This window comes from Serratia plymuthica NBRC 102599 (genome assembly GCF_001590925.1).
Lineage (GTDB): Bacteria > Pseudomonadota > Gammaproteobacteria > Enterobacterales > Enterobacteriaceae > Serratia > Serratia plymuthica.
In genome coordinates this window covers 1-19,105 of record NZ_BCTU01000023.1, presented here as the reverse complement: position 1 = coordinate 19,105, position 19,105 = coordinate 1, and the positions used below count along the sequence as shown (strand labels likewise).

At 54.5% G+C, this 19,105-nt stretch carries 18 protein-coding genes and 1 other RNA gene; 8 read left to right on the top strand and 11 right to left on the bottom strand.

What is annotated here, in order from left to right:
* Positions 1–30: 30 nt before the first annotated feature.
* Positions 31–1,965: a protein kinase YeaG gene (yeaG, locus tag SPL01S_RS15915; RefSeq protein WP_006325823.1), complete on the bottom strand. Its 1,935-nt coding sequence runs from the start codon at positions 1,963–1,965 to the stop codon at positions 31–33.
* Positions 1,966–2,393: 428 nt separating this feature from the next.
* Between yeaG and SPL01S_RS15910 the strand changes: the two genes are divergently transcribed.
* Entirely contained in the window at positions 2,394–3,158 is a 765-nt protein-coding gene (locus SPL01S_RS15910; RefSeq protein ID WP_063201149.1) for a MipA/OmpV family protein, read from the top strand.
* A 182-nt stretch (positions 3,159–3,340) separates the two neighbouring features.
* Here SPL01S_RS15910 and SPL01S_RS15905 read toward each other — a convergent pair whose 3' ends face one another.
* A complete protein-coding gene (locus SPL01S_RS15905; protein ID WP_063201146.1) occupies positions 3,341–4,216 on the bottom strand; it encodes a D-hexose-6-phosphate mutarotase in 876 nt (291 codons plus the stop codon).
* Positions 4,217–4,298: 82 nt separating this feature from the next.
* Complete coding sequence (gene gapA / locus SPL01S_RS15900) at positions 4,299–5,294, bottom strand: glyceraldehyde-3-phosphate dehydrogenase (RefSeq protein WP_004945391.1); 996 nt, start codon at positions 5,292–5,294, stop codon at positions 4,299–4,301.
* Between the two features lie 348 nt (positions 5,295–5,642).
* Here gapA and msrB point away from each other — a divergent pair, with 348 nt between their 5' ends.
* On the top strand, positions 5,643–6,056 hold the full coding sequence (gene msrB / locus SPL01S_RS15895) for a peptide-methionine (R)-S-oxide reductase MsrB (RefSeq protein ID WP_062871044.1): 414 nt from the start codon (positions 5,643–5,645) through the stop codon (positions 6,054–6,056).
* 63 nt (positions 6,057–6,119) lie between these two features.
* On the top strand, positions 6,120–6,392 hold the full coding sequence (locus SPL01S_RS15890) for a YeaC family protein (RefSeq protein ID WP_004945385.1): 273 nt from the start codon (positions 6,120–6,122) through the stop codon (positions 6,390–6,392).
* Between the two features lie 38 nt (positions 6,393–6,430).
* Here SPL01S_RS15890 and chiD read toward each other — a convergent pair whose 3' ends face one another.
* The 4 genes from chiD to sppA form a co-directional block, all read right to left on the bottom strand.
* Positions 6,431–7,711 (bottom strand): chitinase ChiD, encoded by a 1,281-nt coding sequence (gene chiD, locus SPL01S_RS15885; RefSeq protein WP_063201142.1) that lies wholly within the window; start codon positions 7,709–7,711, stop codon positions 6,431–6,433.
* A gap of 232 nt (positions 7,712–7,943) precedes the next feature.
* Positions 7,944–8,576 carry a bifunctional nicotinamidase/pyrazinamidase gene (pncA, locus tag SPL01S_RS15880; protein ID WP_063201138.1) on the bottom strand — a complete coding sequence of 211 codons (633 nt, stop codon included), beginning with the start codon at positions 8,574–8,576 and terminating at the stop codon, positions 7,944–7,946.
* Positions 8,577–8,600: 24 nt separating this feature from the next.
* Complete coding sequence (ansA, locus tag SPL01S_RS15875) at positions 8,601–9,617, bottom strand: asparaginase (protein WP_063201135.1); 1,017 nt, start codon at positions 9,615–9,617, stop codon at positions 8,601–8,603.
* A 94-nt stretch (positions 9,618–9,711) separates the two neighbouring features.
* Complete coding sequence (sppA, locus tag SPL01S_RS15870; RefSeq protein ID WP_062791851.1) at positions 9,712–11,568, bottom strand: signal peptide peptidase SppA; 1,857 nt, start codon at positions 11,566–11,568, stop codon at positions 9,712–9,714.
* A gap of 160 nt (positions 11,569–11,728) precedes the next feature.
* Here sppA and SPL01S_RS15865 point away from each other — a divergent pair, with 160 nt between their 5' ends.
* From SPL01S_RS15865 to SPL01S_RS15845, 5 genes are all read left to right on the top strand, one after another.
* Positions 11,729–12,280 carry an NAD(P)H nitroreductase gene (locus SPL01S_RS15865; protein ID WP_062871040.1) on the top strand — a complete coding sequence of 184 codons (552 nt, stop codon included), beginning with the start codon at positions 11,729–11,731 and terminating at the stop codon, positions 12,278–12,280.
* A 154-nt stretch (positions 12,281–12,434) separates the two neighbouring features.
* The gene (gene selD / locus SPL01S_RS15860) at positions 12,435–13,478 is read left to right on the top strand and encodes a selenide, water dikinase SelD (protein WP_063201132.1); all 1,044 of its coding nucleotides are present in this window, start codon (positions 12,435–12,437) and stop codon (positions 13,476–13,478) included.
* Positions 13,478–14,596, top strand: coding sequence for a tRNA 2-selenouridine(34) synthase MnmH (gene mnmH, locus SPL01S_RS15855; RefSeq protein ID WP_063201128.1), 1,119 nt, complete (start codon positions 13,478–13,480; stop codon positions 14,594–14,596). Before selD ends, mnmH begins: the two co-directional genes overlap by 1 nt.
* On the top strand, positions 14,596–16,521 hold the full coding sequence (locus SPL01S_RS15850) for a DNA topoisomerase III (RefSeq protein WP_063201124.1): 1,926 nt from the start codon (positions 14,596–14,598) through the stop codon (positions 16,519–16,521). Before mnmH ends, SPL01S_RS15850 begins: the two co-directional genes overlap by 1 nt.
* Complete coding sequence (locus SPL01S_RS15845; protein ID WP_006325803.1) at positions 16,518–16,811, top strand: DUF1496 domain-containing protein; 294 nt, start codon at positions 16,518–16,520, stop codon at positions 16,809–16,811. Before SPL01S_RS15850 ends, SPL01S_RS15845 begins: the two co-directional genes overlap by 4 nt.
* 17 nt (positions 16,812–16,828) lie before the next feature.
* On the opposite strand, the gene SPL01S_RS15840 is transcribed toward SPL01S_RS15845, so the two are convergent.
* From SPL01S_RS15840 to SPL01S_RS15825, 4 genes are all read right to left on the bottom strand, one after another.
* Positions 16,829–17,230, bottom strand: coding sequence for a pyrimidine (deoxy)nucleoside triphosphate diphosphatase (locus SPL01S_RS15840; protein WP_063201120.1), 402 nt, complete (start codon positions 17,228–17,230; stop codon positions 16,829–16,831).
* A gap of 45 nt (positions 17,231–17,275) precedes the next feature.
* The gene (gene xthA / locus SPL01S_RS15835) at positions 17,276–18,082 is read right to left on the bottom strand and encodes an exodeoxyribonuclease III (protein ID WP_004945359.1); all 807 of its coding nucleotides are present in this window, start codon (positions 18,080–18,082) and stop codon (positions 17,276–17,278) included.
* Between the two features lie 100 nt (positions 18,083–18,182).
* A complete protein-coding gene (locus SPL01S_RS15830) occupies positions 18,183–18,755 on the bottom strand; it encodes an LOG family protein (protein ID WP_063201117.1) in 573 nt (190 codons plus the stop codon).
* A gap of 178 nt (positions 18,756–18,933) precedes the next feature.
* A non-coding RNA gene (locus SPL01S_RS15825) (RtT sRNA) lies at positions 18,934–19,060 on the bottom strand.
* Positions 19,061–19,105: the final 45 nt, after the last annotated feature.

Genomic DNA, 19,105 nt, shown 5'->3' with positions numbered 1-19,105 from the left:
CATCTCCATGACGCTAATTCTCATTAGCCGTTATGAAGACTTTCTGACCCGCAGATACCATTCACACAGCAGGCGAACCTGTTTGCGGGTGTAGCCTTTTTCCATCATGCGGTCGACGAAGTCGTCATGTTTCTTCTGCTCATCCGTTGAGGTTTTAGCGTTAAACGAAATCACCGGCAGCAACTCTTCGGTGTTCGAGAACATTTTCTTCTCGATCACGGTACGCAGCTTCTCATAACTGGTCCAGTTAGGGTTACGGCCACTATGATTAGCACGGGCACGCAGCACGAAGTTGACTATTTCGTTGCGGAAATCTTTCGGATTGCTGATGCCGGCCGGTTTCTCGATTTTCTCCAGTTCAGCGTTCAGGGATTCGCGATCGAACAGCTGGCCGGTATCCGGATCACGGTACTCTTGATCCTGGATCCAGAAGTCTGCATAGGTCACGTAGCGGTCAAAAATGTTTTGACCGTATTCCGAGTAGGATTCCAGATAAGCGGTCTGGATCTCTTTACCGATGAATTCGGCGTATTTCGGGATCAGATAGCCTTTCAGGTGTTCCAGATATTTTTCCGACTGATCCTGCGGGAACTGTTCACGCTCGATCTGCTGTTCCAGTACGTAGAACAAGTGCACCGGGTTGGCGGCTACCTCGGCGTGATCGAAGTTGAATACCCGCGACAGGATTTTGAACGCGAAACGGGTGGACAGGCCATTCATGCCCTCATCGACCCCGGCGTAGTCGCGGTATTCCTGGTACGACTTGGCTTTTGGATCGGTGTCCTTCAGGCTTTCACCGTCATAGACGCGCATCTTCGAGTAAATGCTCGAGTTTTCCGGCTCTTTCAGGCGAGAGAGCACGGTAAAGCGTGCCAGCGTCTCCAGCGTACCGGGGGCGCAAGGCGCATGGGTCAGTTCACTGTGATCAAGAAGCTTGTCGTAGATTTTCATCTCTTCCGACACCCGCAGGCAGTACGGCACCTTGACGATATAAACGCGGTCGAGGAAGGCCTCGTTGTTTTTGTTGTTACGGAAAGTCACCCACTCGGATTCGTTGGAGTGAGCCAGAATAATCCCGCTGAACGGCAGGGCGGAGATGCCTTCGGTACCGTTGTAGTTACCTTCCTGGGTAGCCGTAAGCAGAGGGTGCAGCACCTTGATCGGCGCTTTGAACATCTCTACGAACTCCATAATCCCTTGGTTGGCACGGCACAGAGCGCCTGAATAACCGTAGGCATCCGGATCGTTCTGGGCGTGGTTCTCCAGTTTACGGATGTCCACTTTACCGACCAACGCAGAGATGTCCTGGTTATTCTCATCACCCGGTTCCGTTTTGGCGATGGCTATCTGTTCCAGAATGGAAGGGCGCACTTTCACTACTTTGAATTTGGTGATGTCGCCACCAAATTCATGTAGGCGTTTTGCGGCCCACGGCGACATGATAGTGCCGAGGTAGCGGTTCGGGATGTTGTATTCTTTTTCCAGAATATTGGCATCTTCCTGCGGATTAAACAGGCACAGCGGATGGTCGTTGACCGGGCTGCGTTCGCCGTTGGCGCTCAAAGTGTAAATCGGCACGCGTTGCATCAGCGCTTTCAGACGTTCTGCCAGCGATGATTTCCCGCCGCCCACCGGGCCCAACAGGTAAAGAATTTGTTTCTTCTCTTCGAGCCCCTGCGCGGCGTGTTTCAGGTAAGAAACTATTTGTTCTATAGCTTCTTCCATACCGTAGAACTCTTCGAAAGCCGGATAGCGTGCGATCACGCGGTTGGAGAACAGGCGTGACATGCGTGACTCAAGCGCGGTGTCGACCATAACAGGTTCACCGATAGCCATTAGCAGACGTTCGGCCGCATTGGCATACGCACTGCGATCTTGCCGGCAAATGGTAAGAAATTCCTGCAGTGTGAACTCTTCGTCCTTGGCAGCTTCATAGCGCTGGCGATAGTGGTCAAATATGTTCATGATGCCCGTCCTTTTCGTTATTAGCACAGGTTAAAGGGAGCTGGTGATAGTGTTTTGGCTCCCGAAAGAAGAAGTTATTACCTGAGTACAGCAACCCGTATGCCAACTTGATACGCTTATTATCGCGAGTTGCGTTGTATTGCCACTGGGCTCAGGATAAATTCGCCTTCTGATTAAGCTTAGTTGGCATACCGGAAAATTTCCTGCGTCATAAAAAGCTTTTTTTAAGTCATATCAATGACTCAGTTGTGACAAGGATGAGCAAACGCCTTGTCTGGCGCGGCTTGCGGCAAAAAACGTCATTGTTCCGCCATGATTAATTCATATTTCTGATCTAACTTATTCGATCTTGGTTGTTTTCTATTGTAAAGATTAGGCGCGTAACGGCGTTTTCACATAAACTAAGTCGGCAATTAACTCTGTTATTTATGGAAAAAGAACCAGTGAAAAATTTTCAACTCAAAACGTTAGCAATTGTCGCTTCCGCAATGGTTTTTGCGCAAAGTGCTCAGGCAGGAACCTGGTCACTCGGTGCTGCAGCGCTGGTTAGCCCTGACGTGTACCGTGGTTATAAGACTCGCGTCTATCCGATGCCTGTCATTAACTATGAAGGCGACGACTTCTACTTCCGTACGCTGACAGCCGGTTACTACCTGTGGAAAGATCAGGAAAACCAACTGAGCGTAATGGGTTATTACTCGCCGTTTGGTTTTCGTCCCGGCGACAGCGATGACGACCGCATGAAGCGTCTGGATAAACGACGCGGCACGCTGATGGCTGGCCTGGCTTATACCCATAATGCCGATTGGGGCTCGATCCGCTCCACCTTTACCGGTGATACTCTGGACAACAGCAACGGTCTGGAAGCGGATGTCGCTTATCTCTACAAATTCGATTTAGACGCCTTGACCCTGATTCCTGGTGTGGGCGTGATGTGGAACAGCAAAAACCAGAACAAATACTACTACGGTGTCAGCGATAACGAATCTCGCCGCAGTGGTCTGGACAGCTACAAGCCGGGCGACAGCTGGGCACCTTACGTTGAACTGAGCGCCAATTATCAGATCAACAAGGACTGGGATGCTTTCTTCACCGGGCGTTACATCCAACTGTCTAATGAAGTGAAAGACAGCCCAATGGTGGATAAATCTTACACCGGGTTGCTGATGGCAGGTGTGAGCTACAGCTTCTAAAAGAAAATTGCACGAATATTGTGCAATGATTGCATCATAAAGGGGCGCTTGCGCTCCTTTTGCACATCCGTGGTGCGCGCACAGTGTGCGTTAAGTGCGGGCATAACGCGGGTATAGTGCGATATGTCGTTCGAGGGGGGCAAGGGGGGAAACAGGGCGACTGGCTCGCCGCCCTATAAGCGTCAAGCCTTTTTACGGCTGCGGAAGGTTACCGCCAGCCGGGCTGGTTGTTCGCCAGCGGCCACCAACGGTTTACTGACACGGCCGGTTTCCACGCAAACCATGGTTTTATAACCGTCATTCGCCATGTCTGCCATGCTGCAGGACAGCTCCACGCCTGGGTTCCAGGCAATCACATCGCTCATATGATGGTGATGAACCTCAATGGTGCGTTGCAGAGAAGGATCTTTGATCAGGCTGAAAGCGTCCGGTTGGGTATAGACCCGATCGGTTTGACCAATAAATACCAGGTCTCCGGTCTGACGAGCTTCTGCTCCACCGGCCACTTTGTCGATATAAGGTTCGCCGAGGCCCGCCACTTTTACTTGTTCAATATCCCCAATCTGGAAATAAGTATGCAGCGCTGCGGTAGCCTGATAGTCGCCGTGTGACTCCAGCTCAATCTCGCATTCTTCACCCAGCTTGAAACGGGCAATCAGCGTAAAGGCATGCGGCCAAAGCTTGCGGGTTTGCTCATTGTCTTTCAGGGTAAAGGTCAGAATGACACCGTTGTCGTCTTCATCGTGCGCAGTCAGGTTCCAGGGCTGATTGCGGGCGAAACCGTGCGAGGGTTGCGCTACCGGGCCAAACCAGGGCCAACAAATAGGCACACCGCCGCGAATGGCGCTGCCTTTTTTAAAGGGGGTGTTGTTGCTCAGCCAGATAACCGGCTTATCACCGGCAGGTTGCCAGGCTAACAGGTGTGCGCCTTGCAGCGCAACAGCGGCGCGGACTTTCGGGTGGGAGACGAGCACTACCGGTAGTTCTTCGAGCTGACGTTGACTGATGTAAGGTGAAATTTGTTCGGTAACGGGCAGGGTGAAAATTTTTTCGTTCATTAGGTTGCCTTTAGTTCGCCGCAGAAACAAAAAAAGGGCGACAAAAAATGTCGCCCCTCATTATCAGCTTTCCATCATTCCATTATTTGGAGATGTGAGCGATCAGATCCAGAACCTTGTGGGAGTAGCCAGTTTCGTTGTCGTACCAGGAAACCAGTTTCACAAAGTTGTCGTTCAGCGCGATACCCGCTTTGGCATCAAACACGGAAGTCAGGATTTCGCCGTTGAAGTCAGTAGAAACCACTTCGTCTTCAACATAGCCCAGAACGCCTTTCATAGAGCCTTCAGAAGCGGCTTTGATGGCTTTCTTGATTTCTTCGTAGGTCGCTGCTTTTTCCAGACGAACGGTCAGGTCAACTACAGACACGTTTGGAGTTGGAACGCGGAACGCCATACCGGTCAGTTTGCCTTTCAGTTCTGGCAGAACGATGCCAACTGCTTTAGCTGCGCCGGTAGAAGAAGGGATGATGTTCTGGGATGCGCCGCGGCCGCCGCGCCAGTCTTTATGAGACGGGCCATCAACGGTTTTTTGAGTAGCGGTGGTCGCGTGAACGGTAGTCATCAGACCTTCGACGATGCCGAAGTTGTCGTTGATAACTTTAGCCAGCGGAGCCAGGCAGTTGGTGGTGCAAGATGCGTTGGAAACGATATCCTGGCCAGCATATTTTTCAAAGTTTGCGCCACGTACGAACATTGGGGTCGCATCTTTTGAAGGGCCGGTCAGAACAACTTTCTTAGCGCCTGCAGTGATGTGTTTACGTGCAGTTTCGTCGGTCAGGAAGATACCGGTCGCTTCTGCAACAACGTCAACACCCACTTCGTTCCACTTCAGGTTAGCCGGGTCTTTCTCTGCGGTAACACGGATGGTTTTGCCGTTAACAACCAGATGGCCGTCTTTGACTTCTACAGTGCCTTTGAAACGGCCGTGAGTAGAGTCAAATTTCAACATGTAAGCCATGTACTCTGCGTCCAACAGGTCGTTGATTGCAACGATTTCGATGTCAGAACGTTCTTGAGCAGCACGGAAAACAATGCGACCGATACGGCCAAAACCGTTGATACCTACTTTGATAGTCATATATTCCACCAGCTATTTGTTAGTGAATAAAAGGTTGGTTGTAAAATTACAAAAACCTTACCAAGCGTCAAGCGGAATCGTGTCAATTCTTGCTGCAAATCAAATCACGGGGCTTGATCTGCTTGCTTATTGCACATTCCGTTTGCGTTCGGCCTCATCCGTTATATGGGGTCAAACCGCCAAGTATAAAGTCACCCTGCTTCATATATGTGATCGGTATCACATAATGCCGCGGCGTGACCTTTATGCGCTACAGTTTAGGCCAAAAAGCACTGCAATGTTGTTAATTTTTTGTTATTATTACTCATTGTTTTCGTTGACATTATCCACATTCAGAGAATCACGCAAATGGCTAAAGACACAACCCCTGACCATCCGGCCACGGAACTGAATGAAATCCAACGTTATGTGACCCAGGAACGGGGCACTGAAGCGCCGTACTCCGGTAAATTGCTGCACAATAAGCGCGAGGGTGTATACCATTGCCTGTGTTGCAACTATCCGCTGTTCTATTCCGACAGCAAGTATGACTCCGGCTGTGGCTGGCCAAGCTTCTATGAGCCGGTATCCGACGATGCGATTCGTTATATTGATGATAATTCACACAATATGCATCGGATCGAGATTCGCTGCGGCCACTGCGACGCTCATCTGGGGCACGTATTCCCCGATGGCCCGCAGCCTACCGGTGAACGCTTCTGCGTTAACTCGGCTTCGTTGAGTTTTACCGACGGCGAGAACGGCGAAAAAACAGCCGGCTGAGGATTATTCTGCCAGAAAAATCGATTCAGCTAATTATTCTTCCACGAGTGAGGAAATGCTCTGATGGACGTGAAAGACCTGATTGCCGCAATGACCCCGGAGATCTATCAGCGCCTGGTACAGGCGGTAGAACTGGGTAAATGGCCAGACGGCGTTGCGCTGACGCCGGAACAGAAAGAAAACAGTCTGCAGGCGGTGATGTTGTGGCAATCGTTGAACAATGCCGATCCGCAGCATATGACTATTGGCACCGACGGCCAGATAGTGATGAAGAGCAAGCAGGAACTGAAACAGCAGTTCGTTGCCGAACCGCTGGTTAAGTTGAAGCCGCAATAAATCCGAAGGCAGGGCGATGCAACCATCGCCCTGCCGGTTTAGCGTTTCCCGCCGTTTATCCCCAATGATTCCGCCAACTGGTGTGCCAGCCGATTGTTGTCGTCTGCGCCATACTCCCAGAACATGGCGCCGCCCAGCCCCTTGCTTTTAATGTAGTCAGCCTTGATCGCGACCGAACGCGGATTCTCATACGAAATAGCAAACAACGGTTTGCCCTCGGCGGATTGCAGGGTCAGGTAGGGAACCTTGGCGTCGTTGTCCCAATGGGCGCTGAAGCGGCGCTGTGGATCGTTCAGCAGCTTGCTGACGATATCGTTGTACTTAAAATAGCTGTCCTTGGTCAGATCCAACCCCAGTGACTTGAACACGGCGGTTTCACGTGCGGTGAAATAGGGCTGGGTAACCGGATTTTTGGCTGCATCCGGTTTATCCCAATCGATACCCGGCTCCGTAGCCCGTTTGGGCACCCGGCCGTAAAAGCCGATGCCCAGGTTCAACTGTGCGGGCTTCAGTCCGGCTGCCAGGTAGTTATCCACCACGAAATTGGCGCTGTAACGATCGGCGGCGGCGACGGTTGGCCACTGTTTAGAGTCATACAGGTTGGAATTGAAATATTGGGTGCCATACGCCATGTCGTAGGTCATCAGGTTGATGTAATCGAGATAGGGCGCAATGCCTTTCACATCTACCCATTCCTGCGGGCTTTTTGCGTTGGCGCCGACGGCGATGGTCAGCAATTTGCTTTTATCCAGCGCTTTATGCAGTTCCCCCAGCAGCAGGGTGAAGTTGGCGCGGTCCGCCGGTTGGCTTTCGACCAGGCCCCAGGCACCGTTGACCGGATATTCCCAATCGAGATCGATGCCGTCGAGGTGAAATTGTTTAATCACCTGTTGTACCGAACGGATAAATATTGCCCGGCTTTCCGGTGTGGCGGCGGCGCCGGAAAAACCGCGCGCTCCCCAACCGCCAACGGAAAGCAGCACCTTCAATTCTGGGTTTTGCTTACGCAACACCGGCAACAGTTTCAGATCGGCCTCAACCTTCGGCGATAAATAGATCTGATGCAGCCGAGCCGGGTCTTTCAGCGCCGGATTGTTTTCCTCTTTCTCGTTGTTGTAAATCAGGCCGAAAGAGTAGTTGAGGTGGGTGATTTGGGTGACATCCAGCTTGTTGATATCGCCACCGGGGCCGGCAGTGACGTCGCCGCCACCGTTAAAATAACCGACGGACAGATAAGAAGCCGCGTGAGCCATGCCTGCTCCGGCCATGCCTAACTGCACCGCTACCAGCAAAGGCAGCAGTTTACGGGGTAATGCCATGTTATCTCCTTTGGTCGGCAAGGCCGACCGAAACCGCCTGAGGCGGTAACATAAAGCCGGGCTCAGGGGGCCCCGGATGCGTATAACCGATTGATGCGAAGGCATCAGCGGTCATAACAGCAAAAGCGACGTCTGGGAACAAGATGTAATCACGGGAGAATGGTTGGAATGTGAGCGATGTCGAGATTTGCACCGAGGGAGAAGAAGCGGGCGCCGGGGGTGCCCGCTGGAATCAATGTGCGATGAATTGTGACAGGGTAACGAGTTGTGCTCCGGCCAGCTCCATTGCCTGGAACGCTTTTGGGCTGTCACCTGGCTGTAAATCGACGCCGCGGCAGCCGTCGGTAATCACTGAGGTCACATATCCCAGTTCCAGTGCATCCATAACGCTAAACTTCACGCAGTAATCGGTCGCCAGCCCCATGATAGCCAGGTGAGTGACACCCTGCGCCCTCAGCCAACCGTCCAGCGCGGTTTGCGCTCGGTGACCGTTGTCAAAGAAGGCGCTGTAGCTGTCGATATCCGGGTTTTGACCTTTACGGAACACCTCGGCAATGGCCTCTCGGTGCAACTGCGGATGCAATTGCGCCCCGTGGCTTTCCTGCACGCAGTGCACCGGCCACCACACCTGCGGCAATCCTGCCAACTCACCTTGCGTGTTGACCTCAGTCCCTGAATTTACCGCAAAACTGCGATGATTGGCGGGGTGCCAATCCTGGCAAGCGACTACCGGTTCACCGCGCGCCACGCAGGCGGCAATCGCCTGATTGGCGGCGATAACGGTGGCATCGCCGTCCGTCACCGCTAACGCGCCACCGGGGCAAAAATCATTTTGCAAATCGATTAACAACAGGGCGGTTTTCATCTCGGCTCCGTAATCTGGGTAGACTTAGCCCGTAATGCTCAGCTCGCCGCGCAGGTTTTGCTGCATCTGGCTGCGGATTTGCTCCGGCGTCAGCGGTTGGCTCAGCAAGTAATGCAGTTTAGTCAACGCCGCTTCGACGGTCATGTCAAAGCCGCTGATGACCCCTGCATGGGCCAAGGCATTACCGGTGGCATAACCTTCCATGTTCACCCGGCCAGAGATGCATTGGGTCAGGTTCACCACTACGATGCCGCGTTCGGACGCATCGCGTAATTCATCGACAAGCTCCGCTTTTTGCGGCGCATTGCCCACGCCATAAGAGCGCAGAATCAGCGCTTTCACCGGTTGCAGCAGGAAGTTGCGCACCACAGCGCCGGAAATGCCCGGATAAATCGTCACCACGCCGATCGGTTGCGGCGTGATGTTGTGGACCTGCAGTTCGCCGTTGCAAACCGGGCTGTCGATGCCGTTCTGGCGGCGGATGTGAATACCGGCTTCCAGCAGCGCGGGCAGATTGGGCGAAGCAAAGGCGTCGAAACCGTCTGCATGCGCTTTGGTGGTGCGATTACCGCGAAACAGCTTGTTGTTGAAGAACAGGCTGACTTCGTTTACCGGATGATTGGCGGCCAGATAGAGCGAGTTCAGCAGGTTGGTTTGGCCATCTGAGCGCAGTTCTGCCAGCGGGATTTGCGAGCCGGTCACGATCACCGGTTTGTCCAGGTTTTCCAGCATGAACGACAGCGCTGAAGCGGTGAAGGCCATGGTGTCGGTGCCGTGCAGAATGACGAAGCCGTCATAGCTATCGTAATTGCGTTTGATGTCGTCGGCGATGTGCTGCCAATCTTCCGGCGTCATGTCTGAAGAGTCGATCAGCGGTGCGTATTCATGAATGGTGAAGTCCGGCATTTCCGGCCGGTGAAACTCAGGCATCAGCGCCAGTTGGCGTTGCAGGTGGCCGGAAACCGGAATGTAGCCCTGTTCAGAGCGTTGCATGCCGATGGTCCCGCCGGTGTAGGCGACGTAAATGGATTTTTTTTGCATAGTAATTGTTTTAACAGAAAATAAGATGGGCTGAATTATAGGGGGATAACGGCAGAAAAAAAGCCCGGCGTGTGCCGGGCTCAGGATTATTTTGTTAGCGAACCTCTCCGCAGGTCAAACAGATGGCATAGCGGTTTTGCGGATCGTTCAGATTATTGAACAATCCAGGTTGTTCTTTCACCGCCATGGCGACGGATGCCAGTGGAGCCGGCAGCATCGACTGAATGGCCGCCGGCAACATGGCGTGAATTGACACGCCAAACTGGCTGAGCACCATGTCGGTCAGGCTTGGGGTATCGACAAACCAGTTAAGCTGCCACTGCTTCAGCTTCGCCAACTCGGCGGCTTTCTTCACCGCATCGTCGAAATCGCCCAACTGATCGACCAGGCCATTGGCTTTGGCGTCACTGCCAAGCCACACGTGGCCCTGAGCGATCTGATCGACCTGTTGCGGCGTCATTTTGCGTGATTTGGCAACCAGATCGATAAAGTTCTTATACCCGTTCTCGATATTCAACTGCATCATTTGCGAGAACTCCGGCGGCAGCGCCTTGGTCACGGCAAGGTCCGCCAGCGGCGAAGTTGCGACGCCGTCGGTATGCACGCCGATGCTGTCCAGCGTTTGCTCGTAGGTATTGATGACCCCGAAGATGCCGATGGAACCGGTGAGGGTGCTCGGGCTGGCGATGATGTAGTCCGCCGGCGTAGAGACCCAATAGCCGCCAGAGGCCGCCATACCGCCCATCGACACCACCACAGGTTTGCCTGCGGCACGCACTGCAGCCAGTTCAGAACGGATCACTTCGGAGGCGCTGACGCTGCCGCCTGGGCTGTTCACGCGGAACACCACCGCTTTGATTGACGGGTCAAGACGAGCCTGGCGCAGTTCTGCGGCGGTGGTATCCCCCCCAACGGCGCCCGGCGTTTGCGGGCCATCCATGATGGCGCCATTGGCAAACACTACGGCGATTTTGCCGCCCTGATCCGGCGTTGGTTTTGGCTGATAATCGTAGATGCTGGTGGCGTTGAAATCATTCGCCTGTTTATCCCAACCGAAGGTTTTGATCAGTTGGTTCTCGATAACGGTGCGTGACGCCAGTTCATCCACCAATTTGCTGTCCAGCGCAAACTTGGCGGTATCCCCGCCGGCCGCCTGCAAGCCGGTCAGTACACCTGCCGCGCCCGGGAACAGCTGCTGCGGGGTGATCTGACGGTTGGCCGCCACGGTATCCAGATAGTTTTGCCACAGCCCGCCGATCCAACGGCTGTCGGCTTCGCGCGCCGCCGGTGACATATCGTCGCGGATCAGGGGTTCCACGGCTGACTTGTAGGTGCCGACGCGGAAGATATTGGTAGTGACCTTGAGTTTTTCCAACAGCGATTTGTAGTAAAGGTTGTTGGTGGCAAAGCCGTGCAGATCGACCGCGCCCTGCGGCGACAGGTAAACCTTGTTGGCGTAGCTGGCCAGATAATATTGCGTCTGGTTATAGCTGTCGCCGATGGCGAAGATCGGTTTACCGCTATCGCGGAATTCTCGCAGTGCTTTGCCGATGTACTGCAGCGAAGGCTGATCGGCGCCGGCAAAGTCATTCAACTGCAATACCATGCCGGTAATGTTTTTGTCGTCTTTGGCCTTGCGGATGCTGTCGACCACGTCGAACAGCGAGTTTTCCTGCAGACGGTTGCTGGAAGCGCCCAGCAGTTCGCGGCCCCACTGGCGTACTTTGTTGTTCATTGACGGTTGGTCAACGACCACGCCGCTCAAATCAACCAGCAGCGCACCGCTCGTCGGGACGGCAGGGGTAGTGGAACTCTGGAATGAAAGATAAATACCGACCCCAACCAGGATCAGCAACACCAAGAACAGATTAAGGATCAGTTCCCTGATAAAGTTCAGCAGACGCCATGTCCACCTGAAAACGCCGGCAATGATTTGCCACAATGTGCGCATGTGCTCTCCAACAAGAGTCGAGAATGTCCCGCTATCCTAATGAGCGGCCGAAGAAAAGTCAGCTTTAAATCGTGAGTCACGGGGGCTATCGCCGAGGCTGTAACTCACCGTTGAGCTATGTTAACGTGATCGTAATGAAAATTATTATTGGGAGTTTACGATGGATGCACTGGATCTTTTACTGAATCGCCGTTCTGCATCACGCCTCGCGGCCCCAGCGCCAACGGGGGATATTCGCCAGAATATCATCAATGCGGGCCTTCGTGCGCCCGATCACGGTGCGCTGCAGCCGTGGCGCTTTGTGATGATCGAGAATCAGGGTCTGGAGCGTTTCAGCCAATTGTTACAAACTGCTGCGAAACAGGATCAACTGGACGACGCTGCGATAGAAAAGGCCACAAAGGCACCGTTCCGCGCCCCGCTTATCATCACGGTGGTGGCGCATTGCAACGAAGAAACCAAGGTGCCGCGTTGGGAGCAGGTGGTTTCTGCCGGTTGCGCGGTACAGGCGATGCAGATGGCCGCCCTGGCGCAGGGCTTCAACGGGATTTGGCGCACGGGTGCCTGGACCGAACACCCGCTGGTTCGCGAAGCCTTTGGTTGCCGTGAGCAAGACGAAATCGTCGGTTTCCTCTATCTGGGCACGCCACAGTTGAAAGCCGCTACTAAAGTTGTCGCCCCCGACAGCACACCGTTCGTCAGTTACTTCTGATCCCCTGCGGGGTTGCGCTAAAATGCGCCGAATCCCGCAATTTTGCGTTGTTTCTGAGCAGGCTGTACGGTTATCGGCAGCCCGCTCTTATCAATCCCGTCGGCAAGCGCTACCCTATGATATCTTGAATGCCGTTAATCGAAGGGAGTGGTATATGACATCGCCAGCGATCCGTTTGACCCAGTACAGCCATGGTGCCGGCTGCGGTTGCAAAATCTCACCGAAAGTTCTCGAAACCATTCTGCACAGCGAACGGGAAAAGTTTGTCGATCCGCGCTTGCTGGTTGGCAATGAGACCCGTGACGATGCTGCGGTGTATGACATCGGCAACGGCGTTGGCATCATCAGTACCACTGACTTCTTTATGCCGATCGTCGACAACCCGTTCGATTTCGGCCGCATCGCCGCCACCAACGCCATCAGCGATGTCTATGCCATGGGCGGTAAACCGATCATGGCGATAGCCATTCTCGGCTGGCCGATAGCCACACTGCCGCCGGAAGTGGCGCAGCAGGTCATTGACGGCGGGCGTTACGCCTGCCAACAGGCGGGTATTGCACTGGCCGGCGGCCACTCGATTGATGCCCCCGAACCCATTTTTGGCCTGGCGGTAACCGGCATCGTCAATACTGACCGGGTAAAGAAAAACAGCGCAGCGAAAGCCGGCGCCCAATTATTCCTTACCAAGCCGCTGGGTATTGGCGTGCTGACCACCGCGGAGAAGAAAAGCAAACTGCGCCCTGAACATGAAGGCTTGGCGACGGAAGTGATGTGTCAACTGAACAAACCGGGGGCGGATTTTGCCGAGGTCGCCGGCGTGACGGCGATGACCGACGTCACCGGTTTCGGGCTGCTGGGCCATCTGAGCGAAGTTTGTCAGGGTTCAGATTTGCAGGCGACGTTATGGTTTGATCAGGTGCCGAAACTGCCGGATGTCGAACGCTACATTGCCGAAGGCTGCGTGCCGGGCGGCACTGGGCGTAACTTTGACAGCTACGGGCACCTGATTGGTAACATGACCGATCTGCAGCGCCAGTTGTTGTGCGATCCGCAAACTTCCGGTGGTCTGTTGCTGGCGGTACTTCCTGAAGCGGAACAGCAGGTGCTGGCGATTGCCGAACGCCACGGTATTCAGCTAACCGCCATCGGTGAACTGCATACGGCAACGCCGGGTAAGCCACTGATTGAGGTTGTGTAGTGTCATCTACTCCACCACGGGCCGACACCCACGACTATCGTCGTATTTTTTTGCAGGATATTCCGCTGATTGATGTGCGAGCGCCGGTTGAGTTCCAACAGGGCGCTTTCGCCAATGCGCTGAATCTGCCGCTAATGAATGACAGCGAGCGGCAGGCGGTGGGCACCTGCTACAAACAGCAGGGGCAGCATGCGGCGATAGCGCTGGGCCACCGTTTGGTAAACGGCAGGTTGCGTGAGCAGCGCACGGCGGCCTGGCTGGCACAGTGCGCCCAATGGCCGGAAGGGTATATCTACTGTTTCCGTGGTGGGCTGCGTTCACAGCTGGTACAGCAGTGGCTGCGTGAGGCTGGGGTGGCGTACCCGCGCATCAGCGGCGGCTACAAGGCGCTGCGTCATTTCCTGCTCGACACGCTGGAACAGAGCGCAAAATTGCCCATGGTGCTGGTCGGCGGCAACACCGGCAGCGGTAAAACCCTGTTGGTCAACGAGTTGGCAGAGGGTATCGATCTGGAAGGCGCAGCGCGCCATCGCGGTTCATCTTTTGGCCGAACGCTGGTGGCGCAGAGCTCGCAGATTGATTTTGAGAATCGTCTGGCTGTGTTATTGCTGAAAAAACAGCATGGTGGCTGCCGCCGTTGGATACTGGAGGATGAAGGGCGCATTATCGGCAGCAATAACCTGCCGCTACCGATCTTCAACCGCATGCAGCAAGCGCCGGTGGCCGTTATTGACGATCCCTTTGAGGTGCGTCTGGCGCGGTTGCAGGATGAATATATCGTTCGCATGCGCATAGGGTTTGAACAGACCTACGGCGCGGAGCTGGGCTGGCAGAAATACGCTGAGTATCTGCATCACGGCCTGTTCGCCATTCGCCGTCGCCTGGGAATGGAGCGCTTCCAACTGCTGACGCAGCGGCTGGAATGGGCGTTGCAATTCCAGTATGCCGGCGGTAATAGTGACGCGCATCAGGAGTGGCTGGTGCCGTTGTTGCAGCACTACTATGATCCGATGTATCACTATCAATTGGAAAAGAAATCCCGGCGGATTATCTTCCGCGGGAATTATGCTGAAGTAAGAGAATTCCTGATGACGTACAGCCAGAATAACGGTGAATAATGCGACTGTTTATTGCCGAGAAACCGAGTTTGGCGCGCGCCATTGCCGACGTTCTTCCCAAGCCGCATCGTCGCGGTGACGGGTTTATTGCCTGTGGCAACAATGATGTGGTCACCTGGTGTGTGGGCCATTTACTAGAGCAGGCGCAGCCGGATGCCTACGATAGCCGCTATGCGCGCTGGTCGCTGGCGGATCTGCCCATTATCCCCGAAAAGTGGCAACTGCAGCCGCGTCCCTCGGTCAGTAAACAGCTTAATGCGATTAAAAAGCTATTACATGATGCTGACGAGGTAGTGCATGCCGGTGACCCGGATCGCGAAGGACAATTGCTGGTGGACGAGGTGCTGGACTATCTGGCGTTGACGCCGGAAAAACGTCACAGCGTGCGCCGTTGCCTGATTAACGATCTCAACCCGCAGGCGGTGGAGCGCGCTATAGAACGGCTGCGTGACAACCGCGACTTTATCCCGCTGTGCGTCTCCGCGCTGGCGCGTTCCCGCGCTGACTGGCTGTATGGCATCAACATGACCCGCGCCTATACCATTTTAGGGCGAAATGCCGGCTATGACGGCGTGTTGTCCGTTGGGCGGGTGCAGACGCCGGTGTTGGGGTTAGTGGTGCGGCGTGATGAAGAGATTGAAAACTTTGTGCCAAAAGACTTCTTTGAAGTCAAAGCGCACATCGTGACGCCAAAGGAAGAGCGCTTTGTCGCGCTTTGGCAGCCGAGTGACTCTTGTGAGCCTTATCAGGACGAAGAAGGGCGTCTGCTGCACCGGCCGCTGGCGGAGCACGTGCTTAAACGCATCGAGGGCCAGCCTGCGCTGGTCACGTCCTATAATGATAAACGGGAATCAGATACCGCTCCGCTGCCGTTTTCGCTCTCGACGCTGCAGATTGAGGCTTCCAAACGTTTCAACCTGAGTGCGCAGCAGGTGCTGGATGTCTGCCAGCGGTTGTATGAAACGCATAAATTGATCACCTATCCGCGTTCCGACTGCCGCTATCTGCCGGAAGAACATTTTGCCGGGCGTCATGCGGTGCTTAACGCGATCAGCGCTCATCAACCGGATCTTTACCCGCAGCCGGTGATCGACAACGATCGCCGCAACCGTTGCTGGGACGATAAAAAAGTTGATGCCCACCACGCCATTATTCCTACTGCCCGCGCCAGCAAAGTGAGCCTCAGTCAGGACGAATTGAACGTCTACGGGTTGGTGGCGCGCCAGTACCTGATGCAGTTTTGCCCGGATGCCATGTTCCGCAAATGCGTGATTGAGCTGGATATCGCCGGGGGGAAATTCGTTGCCAAGGCGCGTTTCCTGGCCGAAGCGGGCTGGCGGACGCTGCTGGGCAGCAAAGAACGCGACGAAGAAAACGAAGGTTCTCCGTTGCCGGTGGTGGCAAAAGATGATGAGCTATTGTGCGAACGTGGTGAGGTGGTGGAACGCCAGACTCAGCCTCCGCGGCCTTTCACCGATGCCAGTCTGCTTTCTGCCATGACTGGCATAGCGCGTTTCGTACAAGATAAAGCGCTAAAGAAAATCCTGCGAGCGACCGATGGTTTAGGTACCGAGGCGACGCGTGCTGGCATCATTGAGTTGCTGTTCAAGCGGGCGTTTTTGTACAAGAAAGGGCGTTATATTCATTCCAGCGAGACCGGTCGGGCGTTGATCCATTCGCTGCCGGATATTGCCGCTCGCCCTGATATGACGGCCAACTGGGAGGCTACGCTGACGCAAATCAGTGAAAAATCCTGCCGCTATCAGGACTTTATGCAACCCTTGGTAGGCACTTTGCAGGAGCTGATTTATCAGGCCAAGCAAAGCCGGGCAAGTATGGCGTTTCGCGGGTTGCCGCCGTCGCCTTCCGCCGGGGCAAAAAAACGCAAGAAAAGCGCCGGTAAGGCGCGGGAGAAAAGCGAGTGAATCATGGGTTACTGATGCTGGCCGCAGGTGGGCTGTTGTTTTCCACTGTTGCGGCGGCCAATCGTGGTGATGTGGATGTAGTGTTGCCGGTGGCGCCGGAAATCTGGGGCACGGCGAAAGACGCCGCCGCCCAGCCGGCAGCACAGCCTTGCAGCCGGTGCTGCATTTATCAGGATCAACACTATTCTGAAGGTGCGGTGCTCAAGGTCGAAGGGGAAGTGCTGCAATGCACTCGCGATCCCAACGTGGTTGGCACCAATCCGTTGATCTGGATCCGCTTGAAAAAGTGACGAGGTAACGTTGCCGTTTAGCTCTTGAGCGGCAAAGAGGCAATATAGGCCGCTAGCAGCGGCACATCTGCCGGGGCCAGGGCATAGTCGAACGCCCGTTCCGGTGCTAGCCAAACAAAATCAGAATGGCAGCGATTCTGCAATTCGCCGCTGAATGCTTCAATACGCCAGGCATGCAGCCGGATAATGCGTTCGTTGTGTTGCCACTGGTTGCTGGCGACGTAATTCCCTACGCTCGCCATAATCCCCAACTCTTCATCCAGTTCACGTGCCAGCGCCTGCGGCTGGCTTTCGCCTTCCTCGACCTTACCGCCGGGAAACTCCCACAAGCCGGCCTGATCGCTGTTTGCATCGCGTTGAGCCAGTAAAATTTTGCCATTCTTTTCAATGATGGCGGCGACGACGTCGATAATTTTCATGCGTACCACAGAGTGAAACCCCGGCAATTGCCGGGGGTGGAGGAATTACAGCGAGAATTCTGCCCAGACCGGGGCGTGATCCGACGGTTTTTCCATCCCGCGGATCTGGTAATCGATGCCGGTTGCGGTGCAGCGTGCTGCCAGCGGCGTGCTGGCCAGCAGCAGATCGATGCGCAGACCCCGGTTCTCATCGAACCCTCGTGAGCGGTAGTCAAACCATGAGAATTCATCGTTGCGCCCCGGGTTGGCATGGCGGTAGGTATCTACCAGACCCCAGTTCAGCAAGCGGTCCATCCATTCGCGCTCTTCCGGCAAGAAGGAACACTTGCCGGTGCGCAACCAGCGTTTACGGCTTTCTTCACCGATTCCGATATCGTAATCACTTGGGCTGATATTTACGTCGCCCATCACCAGCACCGGCGATTCCACGGAAAGTTGCTGCTCCAGGTAGTTCTGCAGATCCTGGTAGAAGCGTGATTTGGCCGGGAACTTGGTCGGATGGTCACGGCTTTCTCCCTGCGGGAAATAGCCGTTAATTACGGTCAATGTACCTTGAGGTGTGGCCAGATCGGCCATGATGATGCGGCGCTGTGCGTCGTCATCGTCGGTAGGGAACCCGCGGCGTACGGCAATCGGCTCATCTTTAGTCAGCAGTGCGACGCCGTAGTGGCCTTTTTGGCCGTGATAGAACACGTGATAGCCATGCTGGCTGACTTCTTCCAGCGGGAACATGTCATCGTGAACTTTGGTTTCCTGCAGGCCAATCACGTCGGGTTGGTGTTGTTCGATAATTGCGGACAGTTGATGCGGACGCGCGCGCAGTCCATTGATATTGAAAGAGACAAACTTCATGAGCGGTGCCGTTTTCGCGAGAAAAATGTGTTGAGATAGTAGCAGAGTTTGGCCGGAAATGTAACGCAGGCCAGCGGCAACTGCCGCCAGCGGAGTGGGATTATTTTGCCCAGCGATCGTAATTCTTCGGTTGGTAATCGTCGAATTGTTGCAGCAGGGTATGCGGTGATTCGCTGAGGTGCAGGGTGCCGAGGTAGTCATGGCGCATAAAGCCCTGATCGGCTACATGCTGCAGGAAATTGTTTAACGGGCGATAGAACCCGTTTACATCCAGCAGGCCAACCGGCTTACTGTGATAACCGATCTGGCCCCAGGTCCAGATCTCGAACAGTTCTTCCAAAGTACCAATACCGCCAGGCAGGGCGATAAAACCGTCCGCCAGGGCCGCCATCCGCGCTTTGCGGGTGTGCATGTCAGGCACGACTTCCAATTCGGTCAGGCCACGATGCGCGGTTTCTGCTTCTACCAGCCGTTCAGGGATGATACCCACGGCTTCACCACCTGCTTCAAGCACTGCGTCCGCCACAATGCCCATTAACCCTTTTTTACCGCCACCATAGATCAGACGTCTACCCTGGCTGGCAAGCGTCCGGCCCAATTGCCGGGCATTATCGGCATAAGCAGGGTTAGCGCCTTCGCTGGCACCACAAAAAACGCAGATATTGTTACGCATGCACTTTTTCCTTACTGCATTAAAGAAGTCAGTGGTATAGCGAATTGTTGACCGGAGTTCAAGCTGAGCGTGAGGCGAATGGTTAAGGTAACTGATAAATGTGATGTGCAGCTATTTTGATTAGTGATGTGACAGGCTACGGCTAAGTTTGATTTAAATTAAGGGGGAAGTACAAGGATGGTGGTGGGGGAAGGATTATTCGTCTCTTCGTTCCTCACCCTGCGGGCCGCGCTGAAGCGCGTTGTCTCACTGTGTGAGACTCGAACCTTGTCGAAGCTTCTCATCCTTCCCCGATAGGGAATAATAGGCTACGGTTGAGTTTGATTTAAATTAAGGAGAGTCTGCAAGGA

Bases quoted from the DNA above. Each gene is read 5' to 3' on its own strand.
- msrB (WP_062871044.1), top strand. From the start codon at position 5,643: ATGGCTAAAGACACAACCCCTGACCATCCGGCCACGGAACTGAATGAA.
- SPL01S_RS15910 (WP_063201149.1), top strand. From the start codon at position 2,394: ATGGAAAAAGAACCAGTGAAAAATTTTCAACTCAAAACGTTAGCAATT.
- gapA (WP_004945391.1), bottom strand. From the start codon at position 5,294: ATGACTATCAAAGTAGGTATCAACGGTTTTGGCCGTATCGGTCGCATT.
- selD (WP_063201132.1), top strand. From the start codon at position 12,435: ATGACATCGCCAGCGATCCGTTTGACCCAGTACAGCCATGGTGCCGGC.
- pncA (WP_063201138.1), bottom strand. From the start codon at position 8,576: ATGAAAACCGCCCTGTTGTTAATCGATTTGCAAAATGATTTTTGCCCC.
- yeaG (WP_006325823.1), bottom strand. From the start codon at position 1,965: ATGAACATATTTGACCACTATCGCCAGCGCTATGAAGCTGCCAAGGAC.
- SPL01S_RS15890 (WP_004945385.1), top strand. From the start codon at position 6,120: ATGGACGTGAAAGACCTGATTGCCGCAATGACCCCGGAGATCTATCAG.
- chiD (WP_063201142.1), bottom strand. From the start codon at position 7,711: ATGGCATTACCCCGTAAACTGCTGCCTTTGCTGGTAGCGGTGCAGTTA.
- SPL01S_RS15830 (WP_063201117.1), bottom strand. From the start codon at position 18,755: ATGCGTAACAATATCTGCGTTTTTTGTGGTGCCAGCGAAGGCGCTAAC.
- SPL01S_RS15865 (WP_062871040.1), top strand. From the start codon at position 11,729: ATGGATGCACTGGATCTTTTACTGAATCGCCGTTCTGCATCACGCCTC.
- xthA (WP_004945359.1), bottom strand. From the start codon at position 18,082: ATGAAGTTTGTCTCTTTCAATATCAATGGACTGCGCGCGCGTCCGCAT.
- SPL01S_RS15905 (WP_063201146.1), bottom strand. From the start codon at position 4,216: ATGAACGAAAAAATTTTCACCCTGCCCGTTACCGAACAAATTTCACCT.
- ansA (WP_063201135.1), bottom strand. From the start codon at position 9,617: ATGCAAAAAAAATCCATTTACGTCGCCTACACCGGCGGGACCATCGGC.
- sppA (WP_062791851.1), bottom strand. From the start codon at position 11,568: ATGCGCACATTGTGGCAAATCATTGCCGGCGTTTTCAGGTGGACATGG.
- SPL01S_RS15840 (WP_063201120.1), bottom strand. From the start codon at position 17,230: ATGAAAATTATCGACGTCGTCGCCGCCATCATTGAAAAGAATGGCAAA.
- SPL01S_RS15850 (WP_063201124.1), top strand. From the start codon at position 14,596: ATGCGACTGTTTATTGCCGAGAAACCGAGTTTGGCGCGCGCCATTGCC.